Raw genomic sequence first — 26841 nt, forward strand, 5'->3', positions numbered from 1 at the left:
GTGCGGTCGGGGTGGGGCAGGCGCCGCGGCGTACGCGCCCCGGCCGCGCCGCCGGGCGGCGGGCCGGGGACGTCAGGGTGCCGTCAGACCGTCAGCGGACGGTCGGTCGGGCGGATGGGGGCGGGCAGGTCGGCCGTGCCGCCGAGGTGGGCGTCGACCGCGGCGGCGGCGGAGCGGCCCTCGGCGATGGCCCAGACGATCAGCGACTGGCCGCGACCGGCGTCACCGCAGACGAAGACGCCGTCCTGGTTGGTGGCGAAGCGGCCGTCGCGGGCGATGTTGCCCCGGGCGTCGAGGTCCACGCCCAGCTGCTCGACCAGGCCGTTCTGCCGGTCGGTGCCGGTGAAGCCCATGGCCAGGGTGACCAGCTGCGCCGGGATGGCGCGCTCGGTGCCCTCGACCGGCTGGAAGCGGCCGTCCGTGAACTCCACCTCCACCAGGTGCAGTTGCTGCACATTGCCGTGCTCGTCACCGCTGAAGTGGGTGGTGTTGACCGCGTAGACGCGCTCGCCGCCCTCCTCATGGGCCGAGGTGACCTTGTAGGTCATCGGCATGGTCGGCCAGGGCTGGTGCTCGGGGCGCTGGTCGCCCGGGCGGGGCATGATCTCCAGCTGGGTGACCGAGGCCGCGCCCTGGCGGTGGGCGGTGCCGACGCAGTCGGCTCCGGTGTCGCCGCCGCCGATGACCACCACATGCTTGCCGGCTGCGGAGATCGGCGACTCCACGAAGTCGCCCTCCTGCACCTTGTTGGAGAGCGGCAGGTACTCCATGGCCTGGTGGATGCCGCGCAGCTCCCGGCCGGGGACGGGCAGGTCGCGGGCGGTGGTGGCGCCGGCGGCGATCACCACCGCGTCGAACCGCTCGCGCAGCTGCTGGCCGGTGATGTCCTCGCCGACCTGGACGCCGGTGCGGAACCGGGTGCCCTCGGCGCGCATCTGCTCCACCCGCCGGTTGACGTGCCGCTTCTCCATCTTGAACTCGGGGATGCCATAGCGCAGCAGGCCGCCGATGCGGTCGGCGCGCTCGTACACCACCACCGTGTGCCCGGCCCGGGTGAGCTGCTGGGCGGCGGCCAGTCCGGCCGGGCCGGAGCCGACCACGGCGACGGTCCGGCCGGAAAGGCGCTCCGGGATCTGCGGCCTGACGCTGCCGTTCTCCCACGCCTTGTCGATGATGGTGACCTCGACGTTCTTGATGGTCACCGGGTCCTGGTTGATACCGAGGACGCAGGCCGACTCACACGGGGCGGGGCAGAGCCGCCCGGTGAACTCCGGGAAGTTGTTGGTGGCGTGCAGCCGCTCGATGGCGGCGTTCCAGTCGTCGCGCCAGGCCAGGTCGTTCCACTCGGGGATGAGGTTCCCCAGCGGACAGCCGTTGTGGCAGAACGGGATGCCGCAGTCCATGCAGCGGCCGGCCTGCCGGGTGATGATCGGCAGCAGGCTGCGCTCGACGTAGACCTCGTTCCAGTCCCGGATGCGCACGTCGACGGGTCGCCGCTCGGCGTTCTGCTTCGGGGTGGTGAGGAAGCCCTTCGGGTCAGCCATTAGCCGCCTCCATCATCTTCGAGGTGGTCTCGGACTCGGAGAGCCCGTCGCGCTCGGCGGCGTCCTTGGCGGCGAGCACAGCCTTGTAGTCGGTGGGCATGATCTTGGAGAACCGGGAGACGCCGGCACCCCAGTCGGCGAGGAGTTCGGCGGCGACGGTGGAGCCGGTCTCCTCGTAGTGCTGCTGCACGGTCTCGCGCAGCCAGCCCCGGTCCGCGCTGTCGGGGGCCTCGATACCGACCATGCCGCCGTTGACATGGGAGGGCCGCAGGTCGAGCACATAGGCGATGCCGCCGGACATGCCGGCCGCGAAGTTGCGTCCGGTCTCGCCGAGGACGAGGACCCGGCCTCCGGTCATGTACTCGCAGCCGTGGTCGCCGACGCCCTCCACCACCAGGGTGGCCCCGGAGTTGCGGACGGCGAACCGCTCACCGGCCTTGCCGCGCAGGTGGATGCGGCCGGCGGTGGCGCCGTAGCCGATGGTGTTGCCGGCGATGACGTGGTTCTGGGCGTCGGCGCCGATGGCGGCGGCGTCCCGGGAGGGCCGGACGACCAGCACCCCGCCGGAGAGGCCCTTGCCGACGTAGTCGTTGGCGTCGCCCTCCAGCCGCAGGGTGATGCCGCGCGGTACGAAGGCGCCGAAGGACTGGCCGGCGGAGCCGGTGAAGGTCACGTCGATGGTGCCCTCGGGCAGTCCCTCGCCCCGGTACCGCCTGGTCACCTCGTGGCCGAGCATGGTGCCGACGGTGCGGTTGACATTGCGGATCGGCAGCTGGACGCGGACCGCCTCGCCATGCTCCAGGGCCTCGGAGCAGAGCGTGAGCAGCTGGTTGTCCAGCGCCTTGTCCAGGCCGTGGTCCTGTTCGACGGTGCGGTGCCGGGCCGCGCCCTCGGGCAGCGCGGGGACGTGCAGCAGCGGGGCGATGTCCAGCCCGGCGGCCTTCCAGTGGTCGACGGCCTGGGTGGCGTCGATCAGCTCGGCGCGGCCGACGGCCTCCTCGATGGAGCGGAAGCCCAGCTCGGCGAGGAGTTCGCGGACCTCCTCGGCGATGAACTCGAAGAAGTTGACCACGAACTCGGGCCTGCCGGTGAAGCGCTCGCGGAGCACCGGGTTCTGGGTGGCCACGCCGACCGGGCAGGTGTCCAGGTGGCAGACACGCATCATGACGCAGCCGGAGACCACCAGCGGGGCGGTGGCGAAGCCGAACTCCTCGGCGCCCAGCAGGGCGGCCACCACCACATCGCGGCCGGTCTTCAGCTGGCCGTCGGTCTGCACCACGATGCGGTCGCGCAGGCCGTTGAGCAGCAGTGTCTGCTGGGTCTCGGCGAGGCCCAGCTCCCAGGGGCCGCCGGCGTGCTTGAGCGAGGTCAGCGGGGAGGCGCCGGTGCCGCCGTCATGGCCGGAGACCAGCACCACATCGGCGTGCGCCTTGGAGACGCCCGCGGCGACGGTGCCGACGCCGACCTCGGAGACCAGCTTCACATGGATGCGGGCCTTCGGGTTGGCGTTCTTGAGGTCGTGGATGAGCTGGGCAAGGTCCTCGATGGAGTAGATGTCGTGGTGCGGCGGCGGGGAGATCAGGCCGACGCCGGGGGTGGAGTGCCGGGTCCTGGCGACCCAGGGGTAGACCTTGTGGCCGGGCAGCTGGCCGCCCTCGCCGGGCTTGGCGCCCTGGGCCATCTTGATCTGGATGTCGTCCGCGTTGACCAGGTACTCGCTGGTGACGCCGAAGCGGCCGGAGGCCACCTGCTTGATCGCGGAGCGGCGCTCGGGGTCGTACAGGCGCTCCGGGTCCTCGCCGCCCTCGCCGGTGTTGGACTTGCCGCCCAGGCGGTTCATGGCGATGGCGAGGGTCTGGTGGGCCTCCATGGAGATGGAGCCATAGGACATCGCGCCGGTGGAGAACCGCTTGACGATCTCGGAGACCGGCTCGACCTCGTCGATCGGCACCGGGGGCCGCTCGCCGTGCTTCAGCCGGAAGAGGCCGCGCAGCGTCATCAGCCGCTCGGACTGCTCATTCACCCGGGAGGTGTACTGCTGGAAGATGTCATAGCGGCGGGAGCGGGTGGAGTGCTGGAGCCGGAAGACGGTCTCCGGGTCGAAGAGGTGCGGTTCGCCCTCGCGGCGCCACTGGTACTCGCCGCCGATCTCCAGCGCGCGGTGCGCGGAGGGGATGCCGGAGACCGGGTACGCCTTGGCGTGGCGGGCGGCGACCTCCTTGGCGATCTGCTCCAGGCCGATGCCGCCGAGCTTGGTGGTGGTACCGGCGAAGTAGCGGTCGACCAGCTCCTGGGAGAGGCCGATGGCCTCGAAGACCTGGGCGCCCCGGTAGGAGGCGACGGTGGAGATGCCCATCTTGGACATCACCTTGAGCACGCCCTTGCCGAGCGCCTTGATCAGGTTGCGGATGGCCTTCTCGGGCTCCACGCCCTTGACGAAGACCCCGGAGCGGACCTGGTCCTCGACGGACTCCATGGCCAGGTAGGGGTTGACGGCGGCGGCGCCGTAGCCGATCAGCAGCGCGACATGGTGCACCTCGCGGACGTCGCCGGCCTCGACCAGCAGCGAGACCTGGGTGCGCTGCTTGGTGCGGATGAGGTGGTGGTGGACGGCGGAGGTGAGCAGCAGCGAGGGGATCGGGGCGTGCTCGGCGTCCGAGTGGCGGTCGGAGAGCACGATGATCCGGGCGCCGTCGGCGATGGCGGCGTCGGCCTCGGCGGCGATCTCGTCCAGCCGGGCGGCGAGGGCGGTACCGCCGCCGGAGACCCGGTAGAGGCCGGAGAGGGTGACGGCCTTGAGGCCGGGCTGGTCGCCGTCGGCGTTGATGTGGACGAGCTTGGCCAGCTCGTCGTTGTCGATCACCGGGAAGGGCATGTCGACCGTGCGGCAGGAGGCCGGCTCGGCCTTGAGCAGGTTGCCCTCGGGGCCGAGGTTGGAGCCGAGGGAGGTGACCAGCTCCTCCCGGATGGCGTCCAGCGGCGGGTTGGTGACCTGCGCGAAGAGCTGGGTGAAGTAGTCGAAGAGCAGCCGGGGCTTGTCGGAGAGGGCGGCGATGGGGGTGTCGGTGCCCATGGAGCCGATCGGCTCGGCGCCGGTGCGGGCCATCGGGGCGAGCAGGACCCGCAGCTCCTCCTCGGTGTAGCCGAAGGTCTGCTGGCGGCGGGTGACCGAGGCGTGGGTGTGCACGATGTGCTCGCGCTCGGGGAGGTTGCCCAGCTGGATCTGCCCGGCGGCCAGCCACTCCGCGTACGGGTGCTCGGCGGCGAGGGCGGACTTGATCTCGTCGTCCTCGACGATGCGGTGCTCGGCGGTGTCGACCAGGAACATCCGGCCGGGCTGGAGGCGGCCCTTGCGGACCACGTTCTCCTGGGCGATGTCGAGCACGCCGACCTCGGAGGAGAGCACCACCAGGCCGTCCTCGGTGACCCAGTAGCGGGCCGGGCGCAGGCCGTTGCGGTCCAGTACGGCGCCGATCCGGGTGCCGTCGGTGAAGGTGACGCAGGCCGGGCCGTCCCAGGGCTCCATCAGGTTGGAGTGGTACTGGTAGAAGGCGCGGCGGGCGGCGTCCATGGTGGCGTGGTTCTCCCACGCCTCCGGGATCATCATCAGCACCGCGTGCGGCAGTGAGCGGCCGCCGAGGTGCAGCAGCTCCAGCACCTCGTCGAAGGAGGCGGAGTCGGAGTGGTCCGGGGTGCAGACCGGGAAGATCCGGTCCAGCCCGCCGGGCCGGTCGCCACCGGGGATGAGGTCGGTGGCCAGCTGGGACTCCCGGGCGCGCATCCAGTTGCGGTTGCCCTTGACCGTGTTGATCTCGCCGTTGTGGGCGACAAAGCGGTACGGGTGCGCCAGCGGCCAGCTCGGAAAGGTGTTGGTGGAGAACCGGGAGTGGACCAGGCCGAGTGCGGAGGCGAAGGAGCGGTCGGAGAGGTCCGGGAAGAACGGCTCCAGCTGCCCGGTGGTGAGCATGCCCTTGTAGACGATGGTGCGGGCGGAGAGCGAGGGGAAGTAGACCCCGGCCTCGCGCTCGGCGCGCTTGCGGACCACAAAGGCGACCCGGTCGAGCGCGATGCCGGTGCGCTCACCCGTCGGGTCGGCCACAAAGAGCTGGCGGAAGCGCGGCATCACCGAGCGGGCGGTGGCGCCCAGCAGGTCGGGGGTGACCGGGACGTCGCGCCAGCCGAGGACGGTCAGGCCCTCCTCGGCGGCGATGGCCTCGATCCTGGCGACGGCGGCGGCGTCGGCCGCGTCCTCGTCGGGGAGGAAGGCGATGCCCACCGCGTAGCCGCCGGCGGCGGGGAGGTCGAAGGCGGTCTGGGCGCGCAGAAAGGCGTCGGGGATCTGGGTGAGGATGCCGGCGCCGTCGCCGGAGTCGGGCTCGGAGCCGGTGGCGCCCCGGTGTTCGAGGTTGCGCAGCACGGTGAGCGCCTGCTCGACGATGCGGTGGTCCGCGGTGCCGGTCAGCGTCGCCACAAAGCCGACGCCACAGGCGTCGTGCTCGTTGCTCGGGTCGTACAGGCCCTGCGATGCGGGGCGCGCGTCCTTCACGGCCGTATAGGGCCCGGAGCGCATGGACGCAGACAGCATCGGCTCTCCCGTCGTCGTCTTTGGCTGTATCACTGGCGCCAGAGAGACGACGTTGGCCCTCTGCGATTTCGTGCAGGTTACATGATGCCGTTTGTCCCGGGAAGTGGAATTCTGCGTCCAAATCGTGGACGCAGGCCCAGGTCAGGCGCTATTACCCACCGGTAGGGGTATCCGGGGACGACGAAGGATCACCCGCACGTCGTCGACAGTGTGCCCCTGGCGATCGATGGTGAAACCGGGTCGAAACACCTGCCTCGGGAAGCGGTCCGCGCCGCGCTGCGCTCCGACCCCGGACCCCGGTGTCCACCTGCCGCTCCTTCGATGGTAGGGGACGGCCCACCGCTACGACTGTGTGCAACGTCACGCTGCCCACCGCATGACTATGCAGTGGGCAGCGGGCGGGCAGGGGGGCCGTGTCAGCCGATACCGCCGCCGATCAACCGGCCGAGCAGGAAGGTCAGACCGGCCGCCGCACTGCCCAGCAGCAGTTGCCGCAGCCCGCTGTACCACCAGCTGCGGGCGGTCACCCGGGAGACCACCGCGCCGCAGAGGAAGAGCCCCACCAGGGCCACCAGCAGCGCCGGCACCAGGCTGGTCGCGCCCAGCAGGTACGGCAGCACCGGCAGCAGCGCCCCCACCCCGAAGGCGCCGAACGAGGAGACCGCGGCGAGCAGCGGCGACGGCAGGTCGTGCGGGTCCACGCCCAGCTCCTCGCGGGCGTGGATCTCCAGGGCCTGCTCGGGGTCGGCCGACAGCTGCCTGGCCACCTCGGCGGCCAGCTCGGGTTCCACGCCGCGCGCCACATAGAGCTGGGCCAGCTCCGCCAGCTCATCGTCGGGGTTGCGGTGCAGCTCCCGGCGCTCCACCTCCAGCTCGGCCTCGACCAGCTCGCGCTGCGAGGCCACCGAGGTGTACTCGCCGGCCGCCATCGAGAAGGCTCCGGCGGCGAGCCCGGCCAGCCCGGCCAGGATCACCGTGGTCCGGGAGGCATTGCCGCCCACCACACCGGTCATCAGCGCCACATTGGAGACCAGGCCGTCCATCGCGCCGAAGACGGCGGGCCGCAGCCAGCCGCCGTTGACATCGCGGTGGCTGTGGTGGTGCGCCTCGGCCGTGACCGGCTCTGCGGCCGGACCGATGATCGTCGATGTCATGTGCGCTCGTCCCCTCGGTGCCGCTCCCCCGCCCCCGCAGGGGCCTCTCAGTCCTCGAAGGTAGTGCGCGACAGAACTTCTTTCCAGCAAGGGAAGGCTGCCCGAACCCGCTGGTCGGGGCGGCTCCGGGGCAGTTCGGGGGCTGTTCCGGACCTGGAAGGCAGCGACCGCCCCCGCCGGTGCGGCGGGGGCGGTCGAAGAGACTGCGGGCGGTTCAGGAGCGCTTGCCGGCCTCCGGTGCCCGGTCGTGCCGCTCCTCCTCGGCGTGCACCTCGTCCTCCGCCCGGGCGGCCTCCGCCAGCGCGACGTCGGCCGCGCTCGGCCGAGGCTTCCCGGCGTCCTCGCCGCCGTCGGCCGGGGCGGGCCCGGCGCCGTCCAGCGGCCCTTCGGGGATGGCGCGGGCGGCCGGGTCGATCTCGGTCTCCCGGCCGGGGTGCCGTTTGGCCGAGAGCACCAGGTAGACCACCGCGCCCAGGAAGACCACGATCGAGGTCCAGTCGTTGAGCCGCAGGCCCAGGAGGTGGTGGGCCTCGTCGACGCGCAGGTACTCGATCCAGAACCGGCCCACGGTGTACGCCGCGACATAGAGCGCAAAGGCGCGGCCGTGCCCGAGCCGGAACCGGCGGTCGGCCCAGAGCACCAGCAGCGCGACCCCGATGCACCAGAGCGACTCATAGAGGAACGTCGGGTGGTAGGTGGCCAGCGCCTTGGTGGCGTCGGGGCGGTGGTCGTAGTCGATCTCCAGGCCCCAGGGCAGCGTGGTGGGCTTGCCGAAGAGCTCCTGGTTGAACCAGTTGCCCCAGCGCCCGCACGCCTGGGCCAGCGCGATACCGGGCGCGACGGCATCCGCCCAGGCGGGCAGCGGCACCCCGGCCCGGCGGCAGCCGACCCAGGCACCGACGGCGCCCAGCGCGATGGCGCCCCAGATGCCCAGGCCGCCGTTCCAGATCTTCAGCGCGTCCAGCGGATGCTTGCCCGCGCCGAAGTAGAGCTGGTGGTCGGTGATCACGTGGTAGAGCCGACCGCCGACCAGGCCGAAGGGCACCGCCCAGACCGCCACGTCACCCACCGTGTGGGCGGCCCCACCGCGGGCGACCCAGCGCCTGCTGCCGAGCCAGACGGCGACGACGACGCCGATGATGATGCAGAACGCGTACGCGCGCAGCGGGATCGGTCCGAGGTGGATCACGCCCCGCGACGGGCTCGGGATGAATGCAAGGTCCATGGCAAGGAAGACGCTACCGCGCCGAGCGCGGCGCGTCCGTACCGGTTGGGGCACAAACCTGCGCCGCCGCCTCCGTGTGGAGCACGACGGCGCGGCCGTGCGGGTCAGTGCGGGATCGCTGCGAGGGTCAGTGCGAGGGGGCCGGGGAGGCCGCCGGAGCGGCGCCGGGAGCGGGGCTCGCCGAGGCGGCGGTACCCAGCGGCTTGCCCTTGTTGGCGGCGTCCACCCAGGCCACCAGGTTGGCCGGGGAGATCTGCTGGTCGCCCTTCTTGGGGAAGATCGAGGTGCCGTTGAGCAGCACGGTGGGCGTCGAGGTGAAGCCGGACTTGTCGAAGTCCTGCTGGACGGCGGAGACCCAGCCGCCATAGGTGTTGTTGTTCACACACGTCCGGAAGGCGGGCGTGTCGAGCCCCGGCACCTGCTTGGCGAGCGTGAGCAGCTTGCTGCGGTCGCTCCAGGGGTCCTCGGTCTCGGGCGGCTGGTTGGCGTACAGGACATTGTGGAACGCCCGGAACCTGCCCGCGTCCTGGGCGCAGGCCAGCGCATTGGCGCCGTTCTTGGAGCCGGTGCCGTTGTCGTGCCGGTCGATGAAGGACACGATGTGGTAGTTGCCCACGATCTTGCCCTGGTTCATCAGCCGGTCGATGGTCGGCTGGAACGCCTTCTCGAAGAGCTGGCAGGCCGGGCAGCGCGGGTCCTCGTAGACGGTGAGGGTGGACGGGGCGTTGGCGGGCCCGTCCGGGATGACCAGCTTCCTGGCGCCGACCGCGCCGGCGGGGGCGGCCACCGGGGTCTCCGGCTTGCTCCGCTGGCTCTGCACCGCGACGCCCACGCCGACCGCCACCGCGAGTACGGCGATCACCGAGCCGAGTACCGCCAGCTTCTTGTTCCGCCGGGAGCGGGCCTCCTGGGCCTGCCGCTCGGCGACCAGCCGCTCACGGGCGGTGCGCTTGCTTCCTCGGTTCTTCTCACTCATCTGCATGTGCTGCCTTGCTGGTCACGGGAGGGACGGGACCGGCCCGGTGCGGCCGGCCCGGCTTCACAGGGGTCGGGTCACGGAGGTCGTGGCGGGGACGTCATCGGCGGTCGCTCCTCAGGCGGCCAGCCAGCCGTCGGCGGAGAACCGGCTGCGCGGTTTCCGGATCAGCCACCCGGCGAGCAGCAGGAAGCCGGTGTCGCGCAGGATCTCCTGGAGGTACCTGGTCTGCGAGGAGGCCACCTGACCGCCACCGCCGAAGCAGCCGCAGTCGATGGTCAGCCCGCGCGCCCAGACCGAGGCGATGCCGGCGATGAAGACCAGCAGCAGCACCCCGGAGAGGAAGGCGGCGACCCGGGTGCCCAGGCCGACCAGCAGCAGCAGGGCCAGCGCCAGCTCCAGGAACGGCAGGCCGTAGCCGACCGGCTTGACCAGCGACTCCGGCAGGATGCGGTAGGCGCGGACGGCCTGCGCGGCCTCGGCCGGGTCGGCGATCTTCGCCAGGCCCGCCCAGGCCCAGACGGCGGCCAGCCCGAGCCGGGCGACGGTGCTCGCCCAGGCTGCGGCCGGCCCTTCCAGGGCCCGCCGGAGAGCCGGGGCGGCCGGAGCGGGGCGGGGGCCGGAGTCCTCGGCGGGCATGGCGTCCTGCGGTGCGGTCATCGGTCGTCCCCCTCGGAGAACCCGGCCCGGCGAGCGGGCGCGGTGCGGTCGGCGGCAAGAAGATGCATGCCCTGGGAACCTCTCACGCCCCGGTCGGGGTTCCCCAGGGCCGCTGGTCCCGGCGTGCGGACTCAGTCACGCGCCGCCGCGAGCAGGAAGGCGCGCAGTGCTTCGGGGTCGCGGGCCAGGTCCATCCGCTTCTCCAGATCCACCACCCGGCCGTTGACCTCCATGCCCGGCGTCCCCGAGTGGACCCGCCTGTCATAGCGGTCGTAGACCCGCTGGGAGGCGCGCACCCAGGAGGCGTACCGCTGGGAGCGGACCGCGCGGTCGAAGGCCGCGCCGCGCAGCCCGGGCACCTGGGAGGCGATCTTCAGCAGCCGGGCGACGGTGTAGCCGTCCTGCCGCTCGGGCGGCTGGTTGGCGTAGAGCGCCGCGTTGTAGAGCGGAAAGCGCCCGGACGCCAGGGCGGCGCGGGCGGCGTTGGCCGCCCGCTGGGCGCCGATGCCGGGCAGCCGCACATCCAGCGAGGACTCGATGACCCGGCGGATCAGCACGGTGCCGTCCGCCACCAGCCGGGCCAGCGTCTCGCCCTGGGCCTGCTCGAAGCGGCGGCAGTCGGGGCAGCGGTAGTCCTCGTACAGGGTCACGGTGACCGGGGCGCGGCCGGAGCCGATCAGGATCGTCGCGCCGTCGCGGTCCAACCGGGCGGGCAGTCGGCGCAGGATGGCGGCGGCGGGCAGCTCCGGGCCGTGGGCCCGGTCCGCCACCGGACGGGCGCCCGGGACCGCCGGGGCCTCCGGCGGTCCGCCCACCGGCCGACCGCTGAGGGCGCCCCGCCGGGCGGCCTCGGCCCGGCTGGCCCGGCCCTCCGGTACGTCGCGGGCCTGCACCATGGCCGCCCGGGCGAGCGCCGACCGGCCCGTCTCCTCGGCCCCACGGTCCGCCAGCGCCCGGCCGACGGCCGTCTCGCCGACCACAGCCGCAGTGAGGGCGACCGCCGCCAGGGCGGCTCGCAGGACTCTGGCGTGCTGGTACCGGGGCACGGACGGATCCTCTCGCTGGACTTTCTCGCCGACCGGGCCCGCAGGGGCCCGGGGACGGCGGCGGCGCCCGGGGAGGGAGGGCGCCGCCGAACCTGCCGGTACCTCAACGAGCGGCCCGCCGAGCCGGTGGTGCGGGAGCCGCGCGAACCACCCATACGAGGGACCCCCGTCCTGCGGACGGAGACGGCCCGCCGCCCCCCGGACGGGGGGCGGCGGGCCGCAGGGCAGTGCCGGTCCGGGCCTCAGCGGCGGCGGGCTCCGGCGGCCAGCTCACCGGCGAGGGCGCGGAGGGCGGCCAGACCGGCCTCCTCGTCCCCGTCCGCGTCCAGCAGCCGCTGGACGAAGGCCGAGCCCACGATCACACCGTCGGCGAAGGCCGCGACCTCGGCCGCCTGGGCGGGGGTGGAGACGCCCAGCCCCACGCAGACCGGCAGCTCGGTGGTGGCGCGGGTGCGCTTCACCAGGTCCTCCGCGAGATGGCCGACCTGAGCCCGGGTACCGGTGACGCCCATCACCGCCGCCGCATAGACGAACCCGGTGCCCACGGCGGTGACCTGCGCCAACCGCTCGTCGCGGCTGCTGGGGGCGACCACGAAGACGGTGTCCAGACCGTGCTCCGCGGCGGCCGCCCGCCACTCCGCCGACTCCTCCACCGGCAGGTCGGGCAGGATGCAGCCGGCGCCCCCGGCGGCCGCCAGTTCGGCCGCGAACCGGGCCGGGCCGTAGTGGTCCACCGGGTTCCAGTAGGTCATCACCAGGACGGGCGCGTCCACGGCCGAGGAGACCTCGCGGACCGTGCGCAGCACGTCCGCGATCCGCACCCCGCCGCGCAGCGCGATGTCGACGGCGGTCTGGATGGTGGGGCCGTCCAGTACCGGGTCGGAGTGCGGCAGGCCGATCTCCACGGCGTCGCAGCCGCCCTCCAGCAGGGCCAGCGCGGCCTTGACGCCGCCGTCGACGGTGGGGAAGCCGGCCGGCAGATAGCCGATGAGCGCGGCCCGGCCCTCCGCCCCGGCGGCGGCGATGGTGGCACTCAGCTTGCTCTGTGTGGTGCTCAGGTTACTCATGGTCACTTTCCCGACTTGTTGTCGGCCTCGGTGGCAGCGGTGCGGTCGTCCAGCAGGCCGAAGTACTCGGCTGCGGTGTGCATGTCCTTGTCGCCACGGCCGGAGAGGTTCACCAGGATCACGGCGTCCGGGCCGAGTTCGCGGCCCAGCTCCAGCGCTCCGGCCAGGGCGTGCGCGGATTCTATGGCCGGAATGATGCCTTCGGTGCGGGAGAGCTGGAGCAGCGCCTGCATGGCCTGGTCGTCGGTGACGGGGCGGTATTCTGCCCGGCCGGTGTCCTTCAGCCAGGAGTGCTCCGGGCCGATGCCCGGGTAGTCCAGCCCGGCGGAGATCGAGTGGCTCTCTATGGTCTGGCCGTCCTCGTCCTGGAGCATGTAGCTGCGGGCGCCGTGCAGCACCCCGGGGCTGCCCTTGGTGAGGGTGGCGGCGTGGCGGGGGGTGTCCACGCCCTCGCCTGCGGCCTCGCAGCCGATCAGGCGCACCCCGGCGTCGGGGATGAACTCATGGAAGATGCCCATGGCGTTGGAGCCGCCGCCGACGCAGGCGACCACGGCGTCCGGCAGCCGGCCGGTGCGGTCCAGGACCTGGGCGCGGGCCTCGATGCCGATCACCCGATGGAAGTCCCGGACCATCATTGGGAAGGGGTGCGGGCCGGCCACCGTGCCGAAGAGGTAGTGGGTGGAGTCGACATTGGCGACCCAGTCGCGGAACGCCTCGTTGATGGCGTCCTTGAGGGTGCGGCTGCCGGACTTCACGGCCACCACCTCGGCGCCCAGCATCCGCATCCGGGCGACGTTGAGCGCCTGCCGCTCGGTGTCGACCTCGCCCATGTAGATGGTGCAGTCCAGGCCGAAGAGGGCGCAGGCGGTGGCGGTGGCCACGCCGTGCTGCCCGGCGCCGGTCTCGGCGATGACCCGGGTCTTGCCCATCCGGCGGGTGAGCAGGGCCTGGCCCAGTACGTTGTTGATCTTGTGCGAGCCGGTGTGGTTGAGGTCCTCGCGCTTGAGCAGCACGCGGGCGCCGCCGGCCAGCTCGGAGAAGCGGCGGACCTCGGTGAGCGGGCTGGGCCGGCCGGTGTAGTCCTTGAGCAGGACGTCCAGCTCGGCGGCGAAGGACGGGTCGGCCTTGGCCTTCTCGTACTCCTCGGCGACCTGCTCGACGGCGGCCACCAGCGCCTCCGGGATGTAACGCCCGCCGAAGCGGCCGAAGTAGCCTCGTGCGTCGGGAACCTGCGGTTCTGTGTGGTGGTCCGTGGACATGACGGATCCCTCCGTGTGCCTCTGTGTGATGGGCCGAATAGCTGTGGTGGTACCAGCCGCGTGCGGCCGGGGCCCGGCGGCCCCTCCCCCTCCGGTCAGAGGGTGCGCGGAAACCCGGGCGCGGCGGCCCGGGGGTCCTGCTGCCGCGTCCGGCGGCGCCATCGGCGGCCCTGCACCTGGCCCGGCTCGCACCCGATGACATAGCGGACCCGCCGGCCGTGCACCCGGCGGGCGGGGGCGCGGCAGCCGCGCGGACGGCAGCCGTCCCTGAGGGCGGCGCCGAGGCGCAGCGGAGGGTGGGGGTCCCGGGCGAGGGACGAGCGCGGGGCACCCGCCCGCAGAGGAGCCGAGGCAGAGCCCGACCCGGACGACCCGAGGGCGGCGCCGAGGCGCAGCGGAGGGTGGGGGTCCCGGGCGAGGGACGAGCGCGGGGCACCCGCCCGCAGAGGAGCCGAGGCAGAGCCCGACCCGGACGACCCGAGGGCGGCGCCGAGGCGCAGCGGAGGGTGGGGGTCCCGGGCGAGGGACGAGCGCGGGGCACCCGCCCTGGGCCCGTCCTGCCCGGGGACGGGCTGGGACGGGGCAGCCGAGGCAGTGTCTGGGCCCGGGAGGGGGTTGCCGCCGGGCAGCCGCAGGGCCGCCCGGGGCCGGGGAGATCCGGCGGGCGGTCCGTAGCGGGCGGTGGGCGGCATGGTGTGCGGGTCAGCTCCGCCCGTGGCGCAGCGCCGGGTGGGCGCCGGCGGCGACCAGGTCGGCGACGGCGGTCCTGGGGTCGCCCCCGGTGACCAGGGACTCGCCCACCAGCACCGCGTCGGCGCCCTCGTTGGCGTAGGCGATCAGGTCGTGCGGGCCGCGCACACCGGACTCGGCCACCTTGACGATGTGGTCCGGGATGGCGGGGGCGACGTTCATGAAGGTGTCGCGGTCGACCTGAAGGGTCTTGAGGTTGCGGGCGTTGACGCCGATGATCCGGGCACCGGCGTCGACGGCGCGCGCGACCTCCTCCTCGTCGTGCACCTCGACCAGCGGGCTGAGTCCGATCGACTCGGCACGCTCGATCAGCGAGACCAGGGCGGGCTGTTCGAGGGCGGCCACGATCAGCAGGGCGAGGTCGGCGCCGTATGCGCGGGCCTCCCAGAGCTGGTAGGAGGTGACGATGAAGTCCTTGCGCAGCACCGGGGTGTCCACGGCGGCGCGGACCGCTTCCAGGTCGGCCAGCGAGCCGCCGAAGCGGCGCTGCTCGGTGAGGACGCTGATCGCGGCGGCGCCGCCCGCCTCGTAGTCGCGGGCCAGTCCGGCCGGGTCGGCGATGGCGGCCAGCGCGCCCTTGGAGGGGCTGGACCGCTTCACCTCGCAGATCACCCGTACGCCCTCGCCGCGCAGCGCGGCCACGCCGTCCTTGGCGTCGCGGGCCTTGGCGGCCCGTGCCTTGAGCTCGTCCAGGGAGACCCGGGCCTGGCGCTCGGCGAGGTCCTCGCGGACTCCGTCGATGATCTCGTCGAGCACGCTCACGCGGGGCGCCCCCTTCAGTCGGACGGACGGGCTGGGCTTCGGCGGCGGGGCGGGTGCGGAGATCGGGGGATCCACCGCAGTCTCGTTCCGGCCGGTGCTTCGATGGTATCGGCAGACCGGCGCAAGGCTCGCATCAGGCCATCCGCGGTCTCGCCGGTCGGACACCGCCAGGGACGGGCGCAGGCGGTCAGGGAACGGTCAGGGAGTGGTCAGGGGGCGAGTCCGGCCCCGGCCGGCAGGTTGCGGGCGACGGTGAAAGCGGCCATCGCAACGATGATCAGACCGGCGTGTCGGCCACGCAGCGCGGGCAGCCGCACCGGCCGCGCGCCCAGCGCGGCGGTGGTCCAGCGCAGCCAGAGCAGGGCGGCCATGGCGAAGGCGACCACGGCGAGCAGGTTGTCGTGCAGGGCGTCGGTCAGGTGGCCGTGGGCGAGGGCGTGTACACAGCGCAGGCCGCCGCAGCCGGGGCACCACCAGCCGGTGGCCTGGAGGAACGGGCAGACGGGATAGCGGCCCGGGGTGTTGGGGTCCACCGCGGCGATGTACAGCACCGGGAGGGCGACCGAGGCCAGGGCGGCCAGCGGTGCGGCGAGGCGGCGGAGGGCGGAGCGGGACGCGGGGGCGGCCGGGGCGTTCACATCGGCGATTCTGCCCTGGTCGGCGCCCGCCGGGCCGTATGCGCGGCCGGGTGGGCGCCGTCGGGCCGCCGGTTCAGTGGGCGGAGGAGACGGTCTGCTTGCCGAGGCCGGCCATCTGCATCGCCTTGCCGACCACACCCGCGATCAGGGTGAGGCCGACGCCGACCCAGAAGAGCCACGGGGTGGCCGCCACGACGGCCATACCGGCCACGATGAAGCCGATGAAGGCGATGATGACGCCGGTCCACGCGGCGGGGGTGTGGCCGTGGGCTGCTGCCGACATTGCTGGTGCTCCTTGCTGCCGGTAATGGCGGTGTCCAGAGCCCGGGACCTGGCGCAGGGCGCCCCGGGCGGTTCTCGGTGCCATTCTCCCCGACCGGCCCGGATGCGGCCGACCGGGGTCCCGGCGCACCCGGCCGGGCCCGTCTGGCGGGGTGTCAGCGCGGGGTGGTGGGGTCCTCGCCCCGGTCGAGGGCGTTCCAGAGGTCGGCGGGGGTGGTCGCGCGGCGCCGGGGCGTACGGGCGCGGGCGGCGGGGGCGTCGTACTTGCTGGACATGCCCGGCCAGGCGCGGCCGCGTACCAGGGTGAGCAGCCCGGCCGCACAGAGCAGGACGCCTCCGGCGGCGGCCAGCCAGGGCCAGGCGGTGTGGGTGATGTGGTCGGCGGTGGCGGTGGTGAGGGCGAGGCTGCGGGCGGCCTTGGCGTCGACCGCCGAGGTGTCGGTGGCGCCGAGTACGGCGGCGACGGCGGCGCCCGCCCCGGCCAGGGCGACCAGGGCGCCGACGGCCAGCCGTCCGGCCCGGCGTACGGCGAAGACGGCGACCGAGGAGGCGAGGCCGACCAGGGCGAGGGCGCCGGGCAGACCGGAGATGTCGTGGCCGGTGGCGGTCAGCCGGGCCGGGCCGAGGCCGGTGGCGCCGCCCTCGGCCCAGGTGCGGCCGGTGGCCCAGAGCACCAGCACCGCCCCGGCCACGGTGAGCAGCAGCATCAGCGCGAGGCTGCGGCGGGCGGCGGCGCGGTCGGCCTGCGGCGCGGCGGGGGCTTCGGCGGTCCGGGGCTCGGCGGTCCGGGGTTCGGGCTGAGCGTTCACCGGTCCAGTGTCGCGCGGGCGCGGGCGGCGCCGGTCACCGGGGCGGGCGCAGGGTGGCGGCGGTGGCGACGGCGCGCAGCACGGCGGCGGCCTTGTTGCGGCACTCGGTGTCCTCGCTCGCCGGGTCGGAGTCGGCGACCACCCCGGCTCCGGCCTGGACGTACGCGGTGCCGTCGCGCAGCAGGGCGGTGCGGATGGCGATGGCGGTGTCGGAGTCCCCGGCGAAGTCCAGATAGCCTACGCAGCCGCCGTAGAGGCCGCGCCGGGTGGGTTCCAGCTCCTCGATGATCTGCATGGCGCGGGGCTTGGGGGCGCCGGAGAGGGTGCCGGCCGGGAAGCAGGCGGTGAGCACGTCGAAGGCGGTGCGGCCGGGGGCGACGCGGCCGGTGACGGTGGAGACGATGTGCATGACGTGGCTGTAGCGCTCGATCGACATGAAGTCGACCACCTCGACGCTGCCGGGTTCGCAGACCCGGCCGAGGTCGTTGCGGCCGAGGTCGACCAGCATCAGGTGCTCGGCTCGCTCCTTGGGGTCGGCGAGCAGCTCGGCGGCGAGGTCGGCGTCCTCCTGCGGGGTGGCGCCACGGTGCCGGGTGCCGGCGATGGGGTGCAGTACGGCCTGCCCGTCGGCGACCTTGACCAGCGCCTCGGGGCTGGAGCCGACCACGTCGAAGCCGCCCTCTGCGGTGCCGTCCGGGCCGGGGAAGCGGAAGAGGTACATATAGGGGCTGGGGTTGGTGGTCCGCAGCACCCGGTAGACGTCCAGGGCGGAGGCGGGGCAGGGCGCCTCGAACCGCTGGGAGGGGACGACCTGGAAGGCGTCACCGGCCCGGATGTGCTCCTTGACCGTCTCCACGGCCCGCTGGTAGGGCGCGCCGCCGAAGGGCGAGACGGCGTCGGCGGGCGCGGTGGGGGTGAGCACGGCGGCGCCGGTGTCGACCGGGCGGGCCAGGTCGGCGGTCATGGCGTCGAGGCGGGCGACGGCGTCGTGGTACGCCTCGTCGACGCCGGACGGCAGGTCGTTGTGGTTGACCGCGTTGGCGATCAGCAGCACGGTGCCGTCGGAGTGGTCCAGCACGGCCAGGTCGGTGGCGAGCAGCATGGTCAGCTCGGGGAGCTTCAGGTCGTCCGGCGCCAGGGTGGGGATCTTCTCCAGGCGGCGGACGATGTCGTACCCGAGGTAGCCGACCATGCCGCCGGTGAGCGGCGGCAGTTCGTCGCCCAGGTGGAGGTCGCGCGGCGTGTGCAGGGCGTCGACGGCGGCGCGGAGCACCTTCAGCGGGTCGCCTTCGACAGGGATGCCCACGGGCGGGGTGCCGTGCCAGCGGGCGTTGCCGTCGGCGTCGGCGGTGAGGGTGGCGGCGCTGCGGACGCCGACGAAGGAGTAGCGGGACCACGAGCGGCCGTTCTCCGCGGACTCCAGCAGGAAGGTGCCGGGTCGCTCGGCGGCGAGCTTGCGGTAGAGCCCGACGGGGGTGTCGCCGTCGGCCAGCAGCCGCCGGGTGACCGGGACGACCCGGCGGTCGACGGCGAGCTTGCGGAAGGCGTCCAGGTCGGGGGTGACGGTGCCCGTGGTCATGGGGGGTGAACCTATCGGTCGGCGGGTCCGGTGAGCGGCAGTTCGTCGGCGTCGAAGCAGGTGCGGTCGCCGGTGTGGCAGGCGGCCCCCTCCTGGTCGACCCTGACCAGCAGGGTGTCGCCGTCGCAGTCGAGCGCGACGGACCTGACGTGCTGGACGTGGCCCGAGGTGTCGCCCTTGACCCAGTACTCGCGGCGGCTGCGGCTCCAGTAGGTGCAGCGGCCGGTGGTGAGCGTACGGTGCAGGGCCTCGTCGTCCATCCAGCCGAGCATCAGCACCTCGCCGGTGTCGTACTGCTGGGCGATGGCCGGGAGCAGCCCGTCGGCGGTGCGCTTGAGGCGGGCGGCGACGGCCGGGTCGAGCGCGGTGGAGCCGGGGGCCGCAGGAGTGGCGGCCGTACGGGGCGGAGTGGTGCTGGACGGGGTCGTACGGGACATGGGTCCATTGTGGCAGGCCCGGCGGCGATCGGCCGGGCGGTGATCAGTGGATGGACGGCGGGTCCGCCCGCCGGACATGTCCGGATCCGTTGGCCGACCGGTCGTCAGGCGGGCGTGTTTCCACGCCTTTTGCTGCCAACTGCCGGTCGCCGGACCACCCGGATGCGGCATTCTTCCCCCATGAGCTTCACGTCGCCGCCACCGCCTCCTCCGATACCGTCGGGCCCGCCGGCCGACTCGCCCGGCGGGCCCCGGCGCGGCCCGGCCCGGGGCCGGCTGATCGCCATGGCGGCGGCGGGCACGGCGGTGCTGGCGGCGGGCGTCGCCGCGCTGTTCCTGCTGCCCGGCGGCGACCCCGCCCCGGTGGCCGCCTCGCCCAGCCCGATGCCGCCCCCGCCCACCGCGACCAGCGCCCCGCCCACCCCGAGCGACAAGCCGGACCTGCCGTATGTGGTGCTCGAACCGGGCACCTGCTTCGACCACCCCAACCTCACCAAGGGCCTGAAGAAGATCACCGTACGGCCGTGCGACAAGCCCCACGACGGCGAGGCCATCGCCAATGTCACGGTGAAGGAGGGGTTCACCCACGACAGCGAGATCGCCGCGTCGGTACGTGAGCAGTGCACCGCCGCCGGGCAGCGCACGGCGCACCGGCAGGGCGAGGGCAGCCGCTTCTACAGCTATGTGCTGACCCCCTCCGCCAAGCTGTACCGCCGCGGCTACCGGGAGGCGACCTGCACCCTGACCGCCTCCTATTCCATCGGCGGCAAAAAGCTCACCGCCAAGCTTCACTGACGTTGCGTCGGACCGCGCGTAGGGTGGGCGCCATGTCGACTCACGCTCGCGGAGAGCGCCGGCGCCTGGCCGCGCTGCTGGAGGAGGCGGGCCCGCAGGCCCCCACCCTGTGCGAGGGATGGACGGCCGCCGACCTGGCCGCCCATCTGGTGGTACGGGAGCGCCGGCCCGACGCCGCCCCGGGCATCCTCTTCCGCCCGCTGGCGGGCTGGACGGCCAAGGTCCAGGGCGAGTACGCCGCGCGCCCCTACCCGGAGCTGCTGGAACTGGTCCGCACCGGCCCTGGCCGGCGGTCGCTGTTCGCCCTGCCGGGCGCGGACGAGGCCGCCAACACGGTGGAGTTCTTCGTGCACGCCGAGGATGTGCGGCGGGCCGCGCCGGACTGGAAGCCCGAGCCGGTCGACCCCGAGCTGGCCGAGGCGCTGTGGAAGCGGCTGCCGATGCCCGCCCGGATGGAGGCGGGCCGCAGGTCCCCGGTGGGCCTGGTGCTGCGCCGCCCCGACGGCCAGACCGTGGTCGCCCGTAAGGGCGCCCCCGTGGTCACCGTCGTCGGCGAACCCGCCGAACTGCTCCTCTTCGCCTTCGGCCGGGGCGCCCACACCACCGTCACCCCCGAGGGCGACCCCGACGTGATCGCCCTGCTCTCCGCCGCCCTCCCCCTCCCCGCCTGACCCACCACCCCACCAGCCGACGGCCCCGCCCCACCCGGGCCGGGGCCGGTCTCGTTCGCTGTGTCAAAGCCCTTGCCTGATCCGCGTCATCGCGTCGAGCCTCGCGGCATGTGCGCCCGGCTCTCGCCGATCGCCAAGAGCCGAGCGTCACGCCGTCGGCCGGGGGAGTTTGGCGGCCACGGCGTCGAGGACCCAGTCCAGGCCGGTCGCGAAGGATGCCTCGGGGTCCACGTCGGTGCCGTCGTGCACGGCCTTGGTCAGCGCCGGGAAGCGGCCCGTGGCCAACATTCTCGTCACATGCGGGCCGGAGGCGCGCTGCCAGTCGCGCTTGGACAGGCCGGTGGCGCGCTCGGCCCGCAGGTTCGCGATCTCGCGCCTGATCGCGCCGGTGAAGTAGGCGCTGACGGTCTCCACGGCGCGCATGACGGTGTCGAGGTCGGCAAGGCCGTCGAGGGCGGCCAGCGTGGCCTCGGTCACGGCGAGGCCGTTCGGGCCCAGGGTCGGGCGGCCGCCGAGCAGGTCGGCCAGCCATTCGTGACGGAGAGCGGCCTGCCTGGTGCGGTGGGCGAGGATGCCCAGCGCCTCCCGCCAGTCACCGGGCTGCTCCTCGGGGAGGATCTCGGCCTGGACCTCGTCCACCATGAGGTCGAACAGCTCCTCCTTGGTGGAGATGTATCCGTACAGCCGCATCGGGCCGGCGTCCAGCCGGGCGGCGACCTTACGCAACGACACCGCCTCCAGCCCGCCCTCGTCGGCCAGCGCGATGGCGGCGGCGACGATCCGCTCCCGGTCGAGCGGCACGGGGCGAGTCGGCGGCTCCGGCCGGTCCCACACAGTCATGGTCGCATCGTACTGTTGCGATGCACCGTAGTGCGGAAATACAGTGTATCGGCATGAGACACCGCATCGCCGTGGTCGGAAGCGGTCCTGCCGGCCTTGCCTTCGCCCGCGTCCTGCACCGCCACGACTACCCCGTCACCGTCCTCGAACGCGATCCCGCCCCCGACGCCCGCCCCCCGGGCGGCACGCTGGACCTGCACAAAGGGCTGGGCCAGCTCGCGCTGGACAAGGCGGGGCTGCTGGCGGAGTTCCAGGCGCTGGCTCGTCCCGAGGGGCAGGCCATGCGCATCCTGGACCCGGACGGGACCGTCCTGCGCGACTGGCGACCCCGTCCAGATGACCGGGCCAATCCCGAGATCGACCGGGGGCAACTCCGTGACCTGCTGCTCGGCCCTCTCGACGTCCGATGGGGGCAGGGCGTGACGCAGGTGGTGCCGGGGACCCGGGATGGCGTACTGGTCCATTTCGCGGACGGGCGGCAGGAGACGTTCGACCTCGTGGTCGGCGCGGACGGCGCCTGGTCCCGGGTCCGCCCGGCAGTGTCGTCGGTGACGCCGCACTACACCGGCGTCACCTTGGTCGAGACCTCCCTGGACGACGTCGACACCCGCCACCCCGACCTCGCCCGGTTGATCGGCGACGGTTCCATGGCTGTGTACGGCGTGAACCGGGCTCTTGTCGCCCAGCGCAACAGCGGCGGCCACGTCAAGGTGTACGCCCAGTTCCGCGCGCCGCTGGACTGGCACGCGAACCTGGACCTGGCCGACGTCAAGGCCGTGCGATCGAGTCTGCTCGCTCTGTTCGACGGCTGGGCCGCTCCTGTCCTCGACCTCCTCCGCCACGGCACCGCTTTCGTCCACCGCCCCCTCTACGTCCTGCCCGCGTCCCACACCTGGGCCCATGTCTTCGGGGTGACGCTACTGGGCGACGCCGCCCATCTGATGCCCCCCTTGGGGGCGGGTGCGAACCTCGCGATGCTGGAGGGCGCCGAACTCGCCGAGTCCATCGCCACCGGCCCTGGAGATCCGGACGAGGCCGTCCGCGCCTTCGAGGAACAGATGTGGGCACGGGCCGGCAGGTGGGCGGAGATCACGATGGCCGGTCTGGAACGCCTCGTGAGCCCGGACCCCGCCGAAGCCCTCGCCCTCTTCGACCAGGTCCAGCCAGCCTGACTGCCAAGCAGGCTCACCTCGCCTGCCGTCGCGGAGCGGGGGCGGGGGCGGGGCGCGGGGTCAGCGGGTGGGGTGGCCGGCGGTGTGGAGGGCTTCCTTGACCTGGCCGATGCGCAGGTCGCCGAAGTGGAAGACGCTGGCGGCGAGGACGGCGTCGGCGCCGGCGGCGACGGCGGGGGCGAAGTCGTCGAGCTTGCCGGCGCCGCCGGAGGCGATCACCGGGACGGTGACGGTGGTGCGGACGGCGCGCAGCATCTCCAGGTCGTAGCCGTCCTTGGTGCCGTCGGCGTCCATGGAGTTGAGCAGGATCTCGCCGGCGCCCAGGTCGGCGGCCTCGGCGGCCCACTCGACGGCGTCCAGGCCGGTGCCGCGCCGGCCGCCGTGGGTGGTGACCTCGTAGCCGGACGGGGTCTCGGTGCCCTCGGGGCAGCGGCGGGCGTCCAGCGAGAGCACCAGCACCTGGCGGCCGAACCGCTGGGCGATCTCGCGGATCAGCTCGGGGCGGGTGATGGCCGCGGTGTTGACGCCGACCTTGTCGGCACCGGCCCGCAGCAGCCGGTCCACGTCCTCGGTGGTGCGGACGCCGCCGCCGACGGTGAGCGGGATGAAGACCTGCTCGGCGGTGCGGCGGACCACGTCATAGGTGGTCTCGCGGTCGCCGGAGGAGGCGGTGATGTCCAGGAAGACCAGTTCGTCCGCGCCCTCGGCGTCATAGACCTTGGCCATCTCGACGGGGTCGCCGGCGTCCCGCAGGTTCTGGAAGTTGACGCCCTTGACCACACGGCCGGCGTCGACGTCCAGGCAGGGGATGACGCGGACGGCGAGACTCATGGGGTGGTTCCTTCCTGGGAGGCGGCCAGGCGGGCGGCGAGGCCGGACTGGTGGGCGTCGACCTCCACCTCGACCATCATGCGGGAGTCGATCAGTCCGTCCACGACCACCATGGTGGCGGCGGGCCGGACGGTGCCGAAGAGCTCCTTGTGGGCGCGACCCACCTCTTCGGTGTCCCGGACGTGGGTGACGTACATCCGGGTGCGGACCACGTCCTGGACGCCCAGGCCGAACTTCTCCAGCGCCTCCAGGGCGACGGCGAAGGCGTCCAGGGCCTGGCCGTGGGGGTCCCCCTCGTGCTGGACCATGCCGTTGTACCAGGCGGTGCAGCCGGAGACGAGGACGAAGTCGCCCGCCGCGACGGCACGGGAGAACCCGATCTCGTCCTCATAGGGGGAGAATCCGGCGACGCGTCGTGCGGCGGGGTCCGTCATGAAACAGCCTCCAGGGCCTCTTCGAGGGTGAACTTCTGCTCGTAGAGGGCCTTGCCCACGATGGCGCCCTCGACACCCTCGGGCACCAGCCCGGAGATGGCGTGCAGGTCCGCGAGGGAGGAGACGCCGCCGGAGGCGACGACGGGGCGGTCGGTGGCGGCGCAGACGTCGCGCAGCAGTTGGAGGTTGGGGCCGGTGAGGGTGCCGTCCTTGTCGACGTCGGTGACGACGTAGCGGGCGCAGCCGTCGGCGTCGAGGCGGGCCAGCACCTCGTACAGGTCGCCGCCCTCGCGGGTCCAGCCGCGCCCGCGCAGGGTGGTGCCGACCACGTCCAGACCGACGGCGATCCGGTCGCCGTGCTCGGCGATGGCCTTGCGGACCCACTCGGGGGACTCCAGGGCGGCGGTGCCCAGGTTGACCCGGCGGCAGCCGGTGGCGAGGGCGGCGCGCAGCGAGTCGTCGTCGCGGATGCCGCCGGAGAGCTCGACCTTGACGTCGAGTCGGCCGACGACCTCGGCGAGCAGTTCGCGGTTGGAGCCGGTGCCGAAGGCGGCGTCCAGGTCGACCAGGTGGATCCACTCGGCGCCGGCCTGCTGCCAGGCGAGGGCGGCGGTGAGCGGCTCGCCGAAGGAGGTCTCGGTGCCGGACTCCCCCTTCACCAGGCGGACGGCCTGGCCGTCGCGGACGTCGACGGCGGGGAGGAGTTCGAGGCGGTGCTGGGTGGACATGCGCGTACGGCTCCGGGCTCGGGTGTCGGTGGTGGGCTGGTCGGTGGGGCGGCTAGAGGGAGGTGACCCAGTTGGAGAGCAGGGCGGCGCCGGCGTCGCCGGACTTCTCCGGGTGGAACTGGGTGGCGGAGAGCGGCCCGTTCTCCACGGCGGCGACAAAGGGCTCACCGTGGGTGGCCCAGGTGACCAGCGGCGCCTTGATCTTCTCGTTGGTGACGGCCAGCTCCCAGTGGCGTACGGCGTAGGAGTGGACGAAGTAGAAGCGGGTGTCGGCGTCCAGGCCCGCGAAGAGGGTGGAGCCGGCGGGCGCGTCCACGGTGTTCCAGCCCATGTGCGGGACCACCGGGGCGTGCAGCGGCTCGACGGTGCCGGGCCACTCGTCGCACCCGGCGGTCTCCTCGCCGTGCTCGACGCCGCGTGCGAAGAGGATCTGCATGCCCACGCAGATGCCCAGCACCGGCCGGCCGCCGGCCAGCCGGCGGCCGATGATCTGCTCGCCGCGCACCGCGCGCAGCCCGCGCATGCAGGCGGCGAACGCGCCGACGCCGGGGACCACCAGGCCGTCGGCGTCCAGTGCGGCCTGGAAGTCGGCGGTGACGGTGACCTCGGCCCCGGTGCGCTCCACGGCCCGCTGGGCGGAGCGGAGGTTGCCGGAGCCGTAGTCGAGCACGACCACATGCTTGCCCATGTCTGTCCTTACGTCAGGGGGTTACAGGCGCATCAGGCCGGACACCAGGCAGAGCACGGCGCCGATGGCCAGCACCGCGATGACGCCCTTGGACTGCTTCTGCTTCCAGAACGAGTACACGCCGCCGAGCAGGAAGAGGCCGGCGGCGATCAGCACGATCGCGGAGGTGCTCACAGCGCGCCCTTGGTCGAGGGGATGATCCCGGCGGCGCGCGGGTCGTGCTCGGAGGCGTAGCGCAGGGCCCGGGCCAGCGCCTTGAACTGGCACTCCACGATGTGGTGCGCATTGCGCCCGTAGGGGACGTGGACATGCAGGGCGACCTGCGCCTGGGCGACGAAGGACTCCAGGATGTGGCGGGTCATCGTGGTGTCGTACGACCCGATCATCGGGGCGATGTTCTCCGGCTCGGTGTGCACCAGGTAGGGGCGGCCGGAGAGGTCCACGGTGACCTGGGCGAGCGACTCGTCCAGCGGCACGGTGCAGTTGCCGAAGCGGTAGATGCCCTTCTTGTCGCCGAGGGCCTGCTTGAAGGCGGCGCCGAGGGCGAGGGCGGTGTCCTCGATGGTGTGATGGGTGTCGATGTGCAGGTCGCCCTCGGTCTTGACGGTGAGGTCGAAGAGGCCGTGGCGGCCGAGCTGGTCGAGCATGTGGTCGTAGAAGCCGACGCCGGTGGAGACGTCCACGGTGCCGGTGCCGTCCAGGTCGATCTCGACCAGGACGGAGGTCTCCTTCGTGGCGCGCTCGACACGGCCGATGCGGGTCATGCGGGGGTTCAGAGCTCCTTGCGGCTAATTCTGCTTGAGGGCGGTACGGACGGCCCCGAGGAAGGCGTCGTTCTCGGCGGGGGTGCCGGCGGTGACACGCAGCCAGCCGGGAACGCCGTTGTCCCGGACCAGGACGCCCCGGTCGAGCAGCGCCTGCCAGACCGCGTGGGTGTCGTCGAAGCGCCCGAACTGGATGAAGTTGGCGTCGGAGTCGACCACCTCGACTCCTTCGGCGCGCAGGGCCGCCACCACACGGTCCCGTTCGGCCTTGAGCTGTGCGACATAGCCGAGCAGGGTCTCGGTGTGCTCCAGGCAGGCCAGCGCGGTGGCCTGGGTGACCGCCGAGAGGTGGTACGGCAGCCGGACCAGCTGCACGGCGTCGACCACGGCCGGGTCGGCGGCCAGGTAGCCGAGGCGCAGCCCGGCGGCGCCGAACGCCTTGGACATGGTGCGGGAGATCACCAGGTGCGGCCGGCCGTCGATCAGCGGCAGCAGCGAGGCGTGGTGGGAGAACTCCACATACGCCTCGTCGACGACCACCATGGTGGGCCGCACGGCCTGGGCGGCGTCGTGCAGGGCGAGCACGGTCTCGGCGGAGACGGCGGTGCCGGTGGGGTTGTTGGGCGAGCAGATGAAGACCACGTCGGGGCGGTGCTCGGCGACGGCCCGCTCGGCCGCCGCGACGTCGATGGTGAAGTCGTCCCGCCGGGGGCCGGAGATCCACCGGGTGCCGGTGCCCCGGGAGATCAGCGCGTGCATCGAGTAGGAGGGCTCGAAGCCGAGGGCGGAGCGGCCGGGGCCGCCGAAGGTCTGCAGCAGCTGCTGGAGGACCTCGTTGGAGCCGTTGGCGGCCCACACCTGCGCGCCGGTGACGGCGTGGCCGGTGGTGTCGGTGAGGTAGGCGGCGAGGCGGTCGCGCAGCTCCACCGCGTCCCGGTCGGGGTAGCGGTTGAGGTGGCGGGCGGCCTCGGCGACCCGCTCGGCGATCCGGGCGACCAGCGGCTCGGGCAGCGGGTAGGGGTTCTCATTGGTGTTCAGCCGGACGGGGACGTCGAGCTGCGGCGCCCCGTACGGGGACTGGCCGCGCAGCTCGTCGCGCACGGGGAGGTCGTCGATACGGGTCACGGTGCGGCTCACGGCACGGG

27 protein-coding genes are annotated in these 26841 nt (G+C 73.2%); 3 read left to right on the forward strand and 24 right to left on the reverse strand.

Going from position 1 to position 26841, the window contains the following annotated elements:
• Positions 1-83: 83 nt before the first annotated feature.
• From C7M71_RS05805 to hisI, 16 genes are all read right to left on the reverse strand, one after another.
• On the reverse strand, positions 84-1544 hold the full coding sequence (locus C7M71_RS05805) for a glutamate synthase subunit beta (protein ID WP_111492437.1): 1461 nt from the start codon (positions 1542-1544) through the stop codon (positions 84-86).
• The gene (gltB, locus tag C7M71_RS05810; protein ID WP_407675867.1) at positions 1537-6129 is read right to left on the reverse strand and encodes a glutamate synthase large subunit; all 4593 of its coding nucleotides are present in this window, start codon (positions 6127-6129) and stop codon (positions 1537-1539) included. Before gltB ends, C7M71_RS05805 begins: the two co-directional genes overlap by 8 nt.
• Before the next feature lie 416 nt (positions 6130-6545).
• Positions 6546-7283, reverse strand: coding sequence for a VIT1/CCC1 transporter family protein (locus C7M71_RS05815; protein WP_111492439.1), 738 nt, complete (start codon positions 7281-7283; stop codon positions 6546-6548).
• Between the two features lie 214 nt (positions 7284-7497).
• Positions 7498-8508 carry a prolipoprotein diacylglyceryl transferase gene (lgt, locus tag C7M71_RS05820; RefSeq protein WP_111492440.1) on the reverse strand — a complete coding sequence of 337 codons (1011 nt, stop codon included), beginning with the start codon at positions 8506-8508 and terminating at the stop codon, positions 7498-7500.
• A gap of 127 nt (positions 8509-8635) precedes the next feature.
• A complete protein-coding gene (locus C7M71_RS05825; protein ID WP_111492442.1) occupies positions 8636-9484 on the reverse strand; it encodes a DsbA family protein in 849 nt (282 codons plus the stop codon).
• A gap of 117 nt (positions 9485-9601) precedes the next feature.
• Positions 9602-10144, reverse strand: a complete 543-nt coding sequence (locus C7M71_RS05830) for a MauE/DoxX family redox-associated membrane protein (protein WP_229758560.1) — start codon at positions 10142-10144, stop codon at positions 9602-9604.
• Positions 10145-10275: 131 nt separating this feature from the next.
• Positions 10276-11190: a DsbA family protein gene (locus C7M71_RS05835; RefSeq protein WP_114914212.1), complete on the reverse strand. Its 915-nt coding sequence runs from the start codon at positions 11188-11190 to the stop codon at positions 10276-10278.
• Positions 11191-11432: 242 nt separating this feature from the next.
• Entirely contained in the window at positions 11433-12257 is an 825-nt protein-coding gene (trpA, locus tag C7M71_RS05840) for a tryptophan synthase subunit alpha (protein WP_111495300.1), read from the reverse strand.
• A gap of 2 nt (positions 12258-12259) precedes the next feature.
• Entirely contained in the window at positions 12260-13516 is a 1257-nt protein-coding gene (gene trpB, locus C7M71_RS05845; RefSeq protein ID WP_111495302.1) for a tryptophan synthase subunit beta, read from the reverse strand.
• A gap of 95 nt (positions 13517-13611) precedes the next feature.
• On the reverse strand, positions 13612-13806 hold the full coding sequence (gene trpM, locus C7M71_RS31485) for a tryptophan biosynthesis modulator TrpM (RefSeq protein ID WP_114914668.1): 195 nt from the start codon (positions 13804-13806) through the stop codon (positions 13612-13614).
• 412 nt (positions 13807-14218) lie between these two features.
• A complete protein-coding gene (gene trpC / locus C7M71_RS05855; RefSeq protein ID WP_111495273.1) occupies positions 14219-15028 on the reverse strand; it encodes an indole-3-glycerol phosphate synthase TrpC in 810 nt (269 codons plus the stop codon).
• A 209-nt stretch (positions 15029-15237) separates the two neighbouring features.
• On the reverse strand, positions 15238-15666 hold the full coding sequence (locus C7M71_RS05860; protein ID WP_111495271.1) for a DUF2752 domain-containing protein: 429 nt from the start codon (positions 15664-15666) through the stop codon (positions 15238-15240).
• A gap of 73 nt (positions 15667-15739) precedes the next feature.
• Positions 15740-15949 carry an HGxxPAAW family protein gene (locus C7M71_RS05865; protein WP_111495269.1) on the reverse strand — a complete coding sequence of 70 codons (210 nt, stop codon included), beginning with the start codon at positions 15947-15949 and terminating at the stop codon, positions 15740-15742.
• Between the two features lie 154 nt (positions 15950-16103).
• The gene (locus C7M71_RS05870; protein ID WP_114914213.1) at positions 16104-16757 is read right to left on the reverse strand and encodes a TIGR02234 family membrane protein; all 654 of its coding nucleotides are present in this window, start codon (positions 16755-16757) and stop codon (positions 16104-16106) included.
• Positions 16758-16791: 34 nt separating this feature from the next.
• Complete coding sequence (locus C7M71_RS05875) at positions 16792-18336, reverse strand: anthranilate synthase component I (protein ID WP_111495451.1); 1545 nt, start codon at positions 18334-18336, stop codon at positions 16792-16794.
• A gap of 11 nt (positions 18337-18347) precedes the next feature.
• Positions 18348-18773, reverse strand: a complete 426-nt coding sequence (gene hisI / locus C7M71_RS05880) for a phosphoribosyl-AMP cyclohydrolase (protein WP_111495449.1) — start codon at positions 18771-18773, stop codon at positions 18348-18350.
• Positions 18774-18953: 180 nt separating this feature from the next.
• Between hisI and C7M71_RS05885 the strand changes: the two genes are divergently transcribed.
• Positions 18954-19568 carry a septum formation family protein gene (locus C7M71_RS05885; RefSeq protein ID WP_114914214.1) on the forward strand — a complete coding sequence of 205 codons (615 nt, stop codon included), beginning with the start codon at positions 18954-18956 and terminating at the stop codon, positions 19566-19568.
• A gap of 32 nt (positions 19569-19600) precedes the next feature.
• Positions 19601-20239: a TIGR03085 family metal-binding protein gene (locus C7M71_RS05890; protein WP_111492177.1), complete on the forward strand. Its 639-nt coding sequence runs from the start codon at positions 19601-19603 to the stop codon at positions 20237-20239.
• Between the two features lie 147 nt (positions 20240-20386).
• Here C7M71_RS05890 and C7M71_RS05895 read toward each other — a convergent pair whose 3' ends face one another.
• The gene (locus C7M71_RS05895) at positions 20387-21079 is read right to left on the reverse strand and encodes a TetR/AcrR family transcriptional regulator (protein ID WP_111492176.1); all 693 of its coding nucleotides are present in this window, start codon (positions 21077-21079) and stop codon (positions 20387-20389) included.
• 53 nt (positions 21080-21132) lie between these two features.
• Here C7M71_RS05895 and C7M71_RS05900 point away from each other — a divergent pair, with 53 nt between their 5' ends.
• The gene (locus C7M71_RS05900) at positions 21133-22251 is read left to right on the forward strand and encodes an FAD-dependent oxidoreductase (RefSeq protein WP_111492175.1); all 1119 of its coding nucleotides are present in this window, start codon (positions 21133-21135) and stop codon (positions 22249-22251) included.
• Between the two features lie 60 nt (positions 22252-22311).
• Here the strand turns inward: C7M71_RS05900 and hisF are convergent, their stop codons facing one another.
• The 7 genes from hisF to C7M71_RS05930 are packed head-to-tail and all read right to left on the reverse strand — an operon-like array spanning position 22312 to position 26821.
• Positions 22312-23082, reverse strand: coding sequence for an imidazole glycerol phosphate synthase subunit HisF (gene hisF / locus C7M71_RS05905; protein ID WP_111492174.1), 771 nt, complete (start codon positions 23080-23082; stop codon positions 22312-22314).
• Positions 23079-23516, reverse strand: coding sequence for a RidA family protein (locus C7M71_RS05910; protein ID WP_111492173.1), 438 nt, complete (start codon positions 23514-23516; stop codon positions 23079-23081). Before C7M71_RS05910 ends, hisF begins: the two co-directional genes overlap by 4 nt.
• Positions 23513-24244: a bifunctional 1-(5-phosphoribosyl)-5-((5-phosphoribosylamino)methylideneamino)imidazole-4-carboxamide isomerase/phosphoribosylanthranilate isomerase PriA gene (gene priA, locus C7M71_RS05915; RefSeq protein WP_111492172.1), complete on the reverse strand. Its 732-nt coding sequence runs from the start codon at positions 24242-24244 to the stop codon at positions 23513-23515. Before priA ends, C7M71_RS05910 begins: the two co-directional genes overlap by 4 nt.
• A 52-nt stretch (positions 24245-24296) precedes the next feature.
• Positions 24297-24932, reverse strand: a complete 636-nt coding sequence (gene hisH, locus C7M71_RS05920) for an imidazole glycerol phosphate synthase subunit HisH (protein WP_111492171.1) — start codon at positions 24930-24932, stop codon at positions 24297-24299.
• 21 nt (positions 24933-24953) lie between these two features.
• The gene (locus C7M71_RS30985) at positions 24954-25106 is read right to left on the reverse strand and encodes a hypothetical protein (RefSeq protein WP_175607640.1); all 153 of its coding nucleotides are present in this window, start codon (positions 25104-25106) and stop codon (positions 24954-24956) included.
• Positions 25103-25696, reverse strand: a complete 594-nt coding sequence (hisB, locus tag C7M71_RS05925; protein WP_111492170.1) for an imidazoleglycerol-phosphate dehydratase HisB — start codon at positions 25694-25696, stop codon at positions 25103-25105. The genes C7M71_RS30985 and hisB overlap by 4 nt, the downstream gene beginning before the upstream one ends.
• Before the next feature lie 24 nt (positions 25697-25720).
• Positions 25721-26821, reverse strand: a complete 1101-nt coding sequence (locus tag C7M71_RS05930; protein WP_111492179.1) for a histidinol-phosphate transaminase — start codon at positions 26819-26821, stop codon at positions 25721-25723.
• Positions 26822-26841 lie beyond the last annotated feature (20 nt).

Source organism: Peterkaempfera bronchialis, from assembly GCF_003258605.2.
GTDB lineage: Bacteria > Actinomycetota > Actinomycetes > Streptomycetales > Streptomycetaceae > Peterkaempfera > Peterkaempfera bronchialis.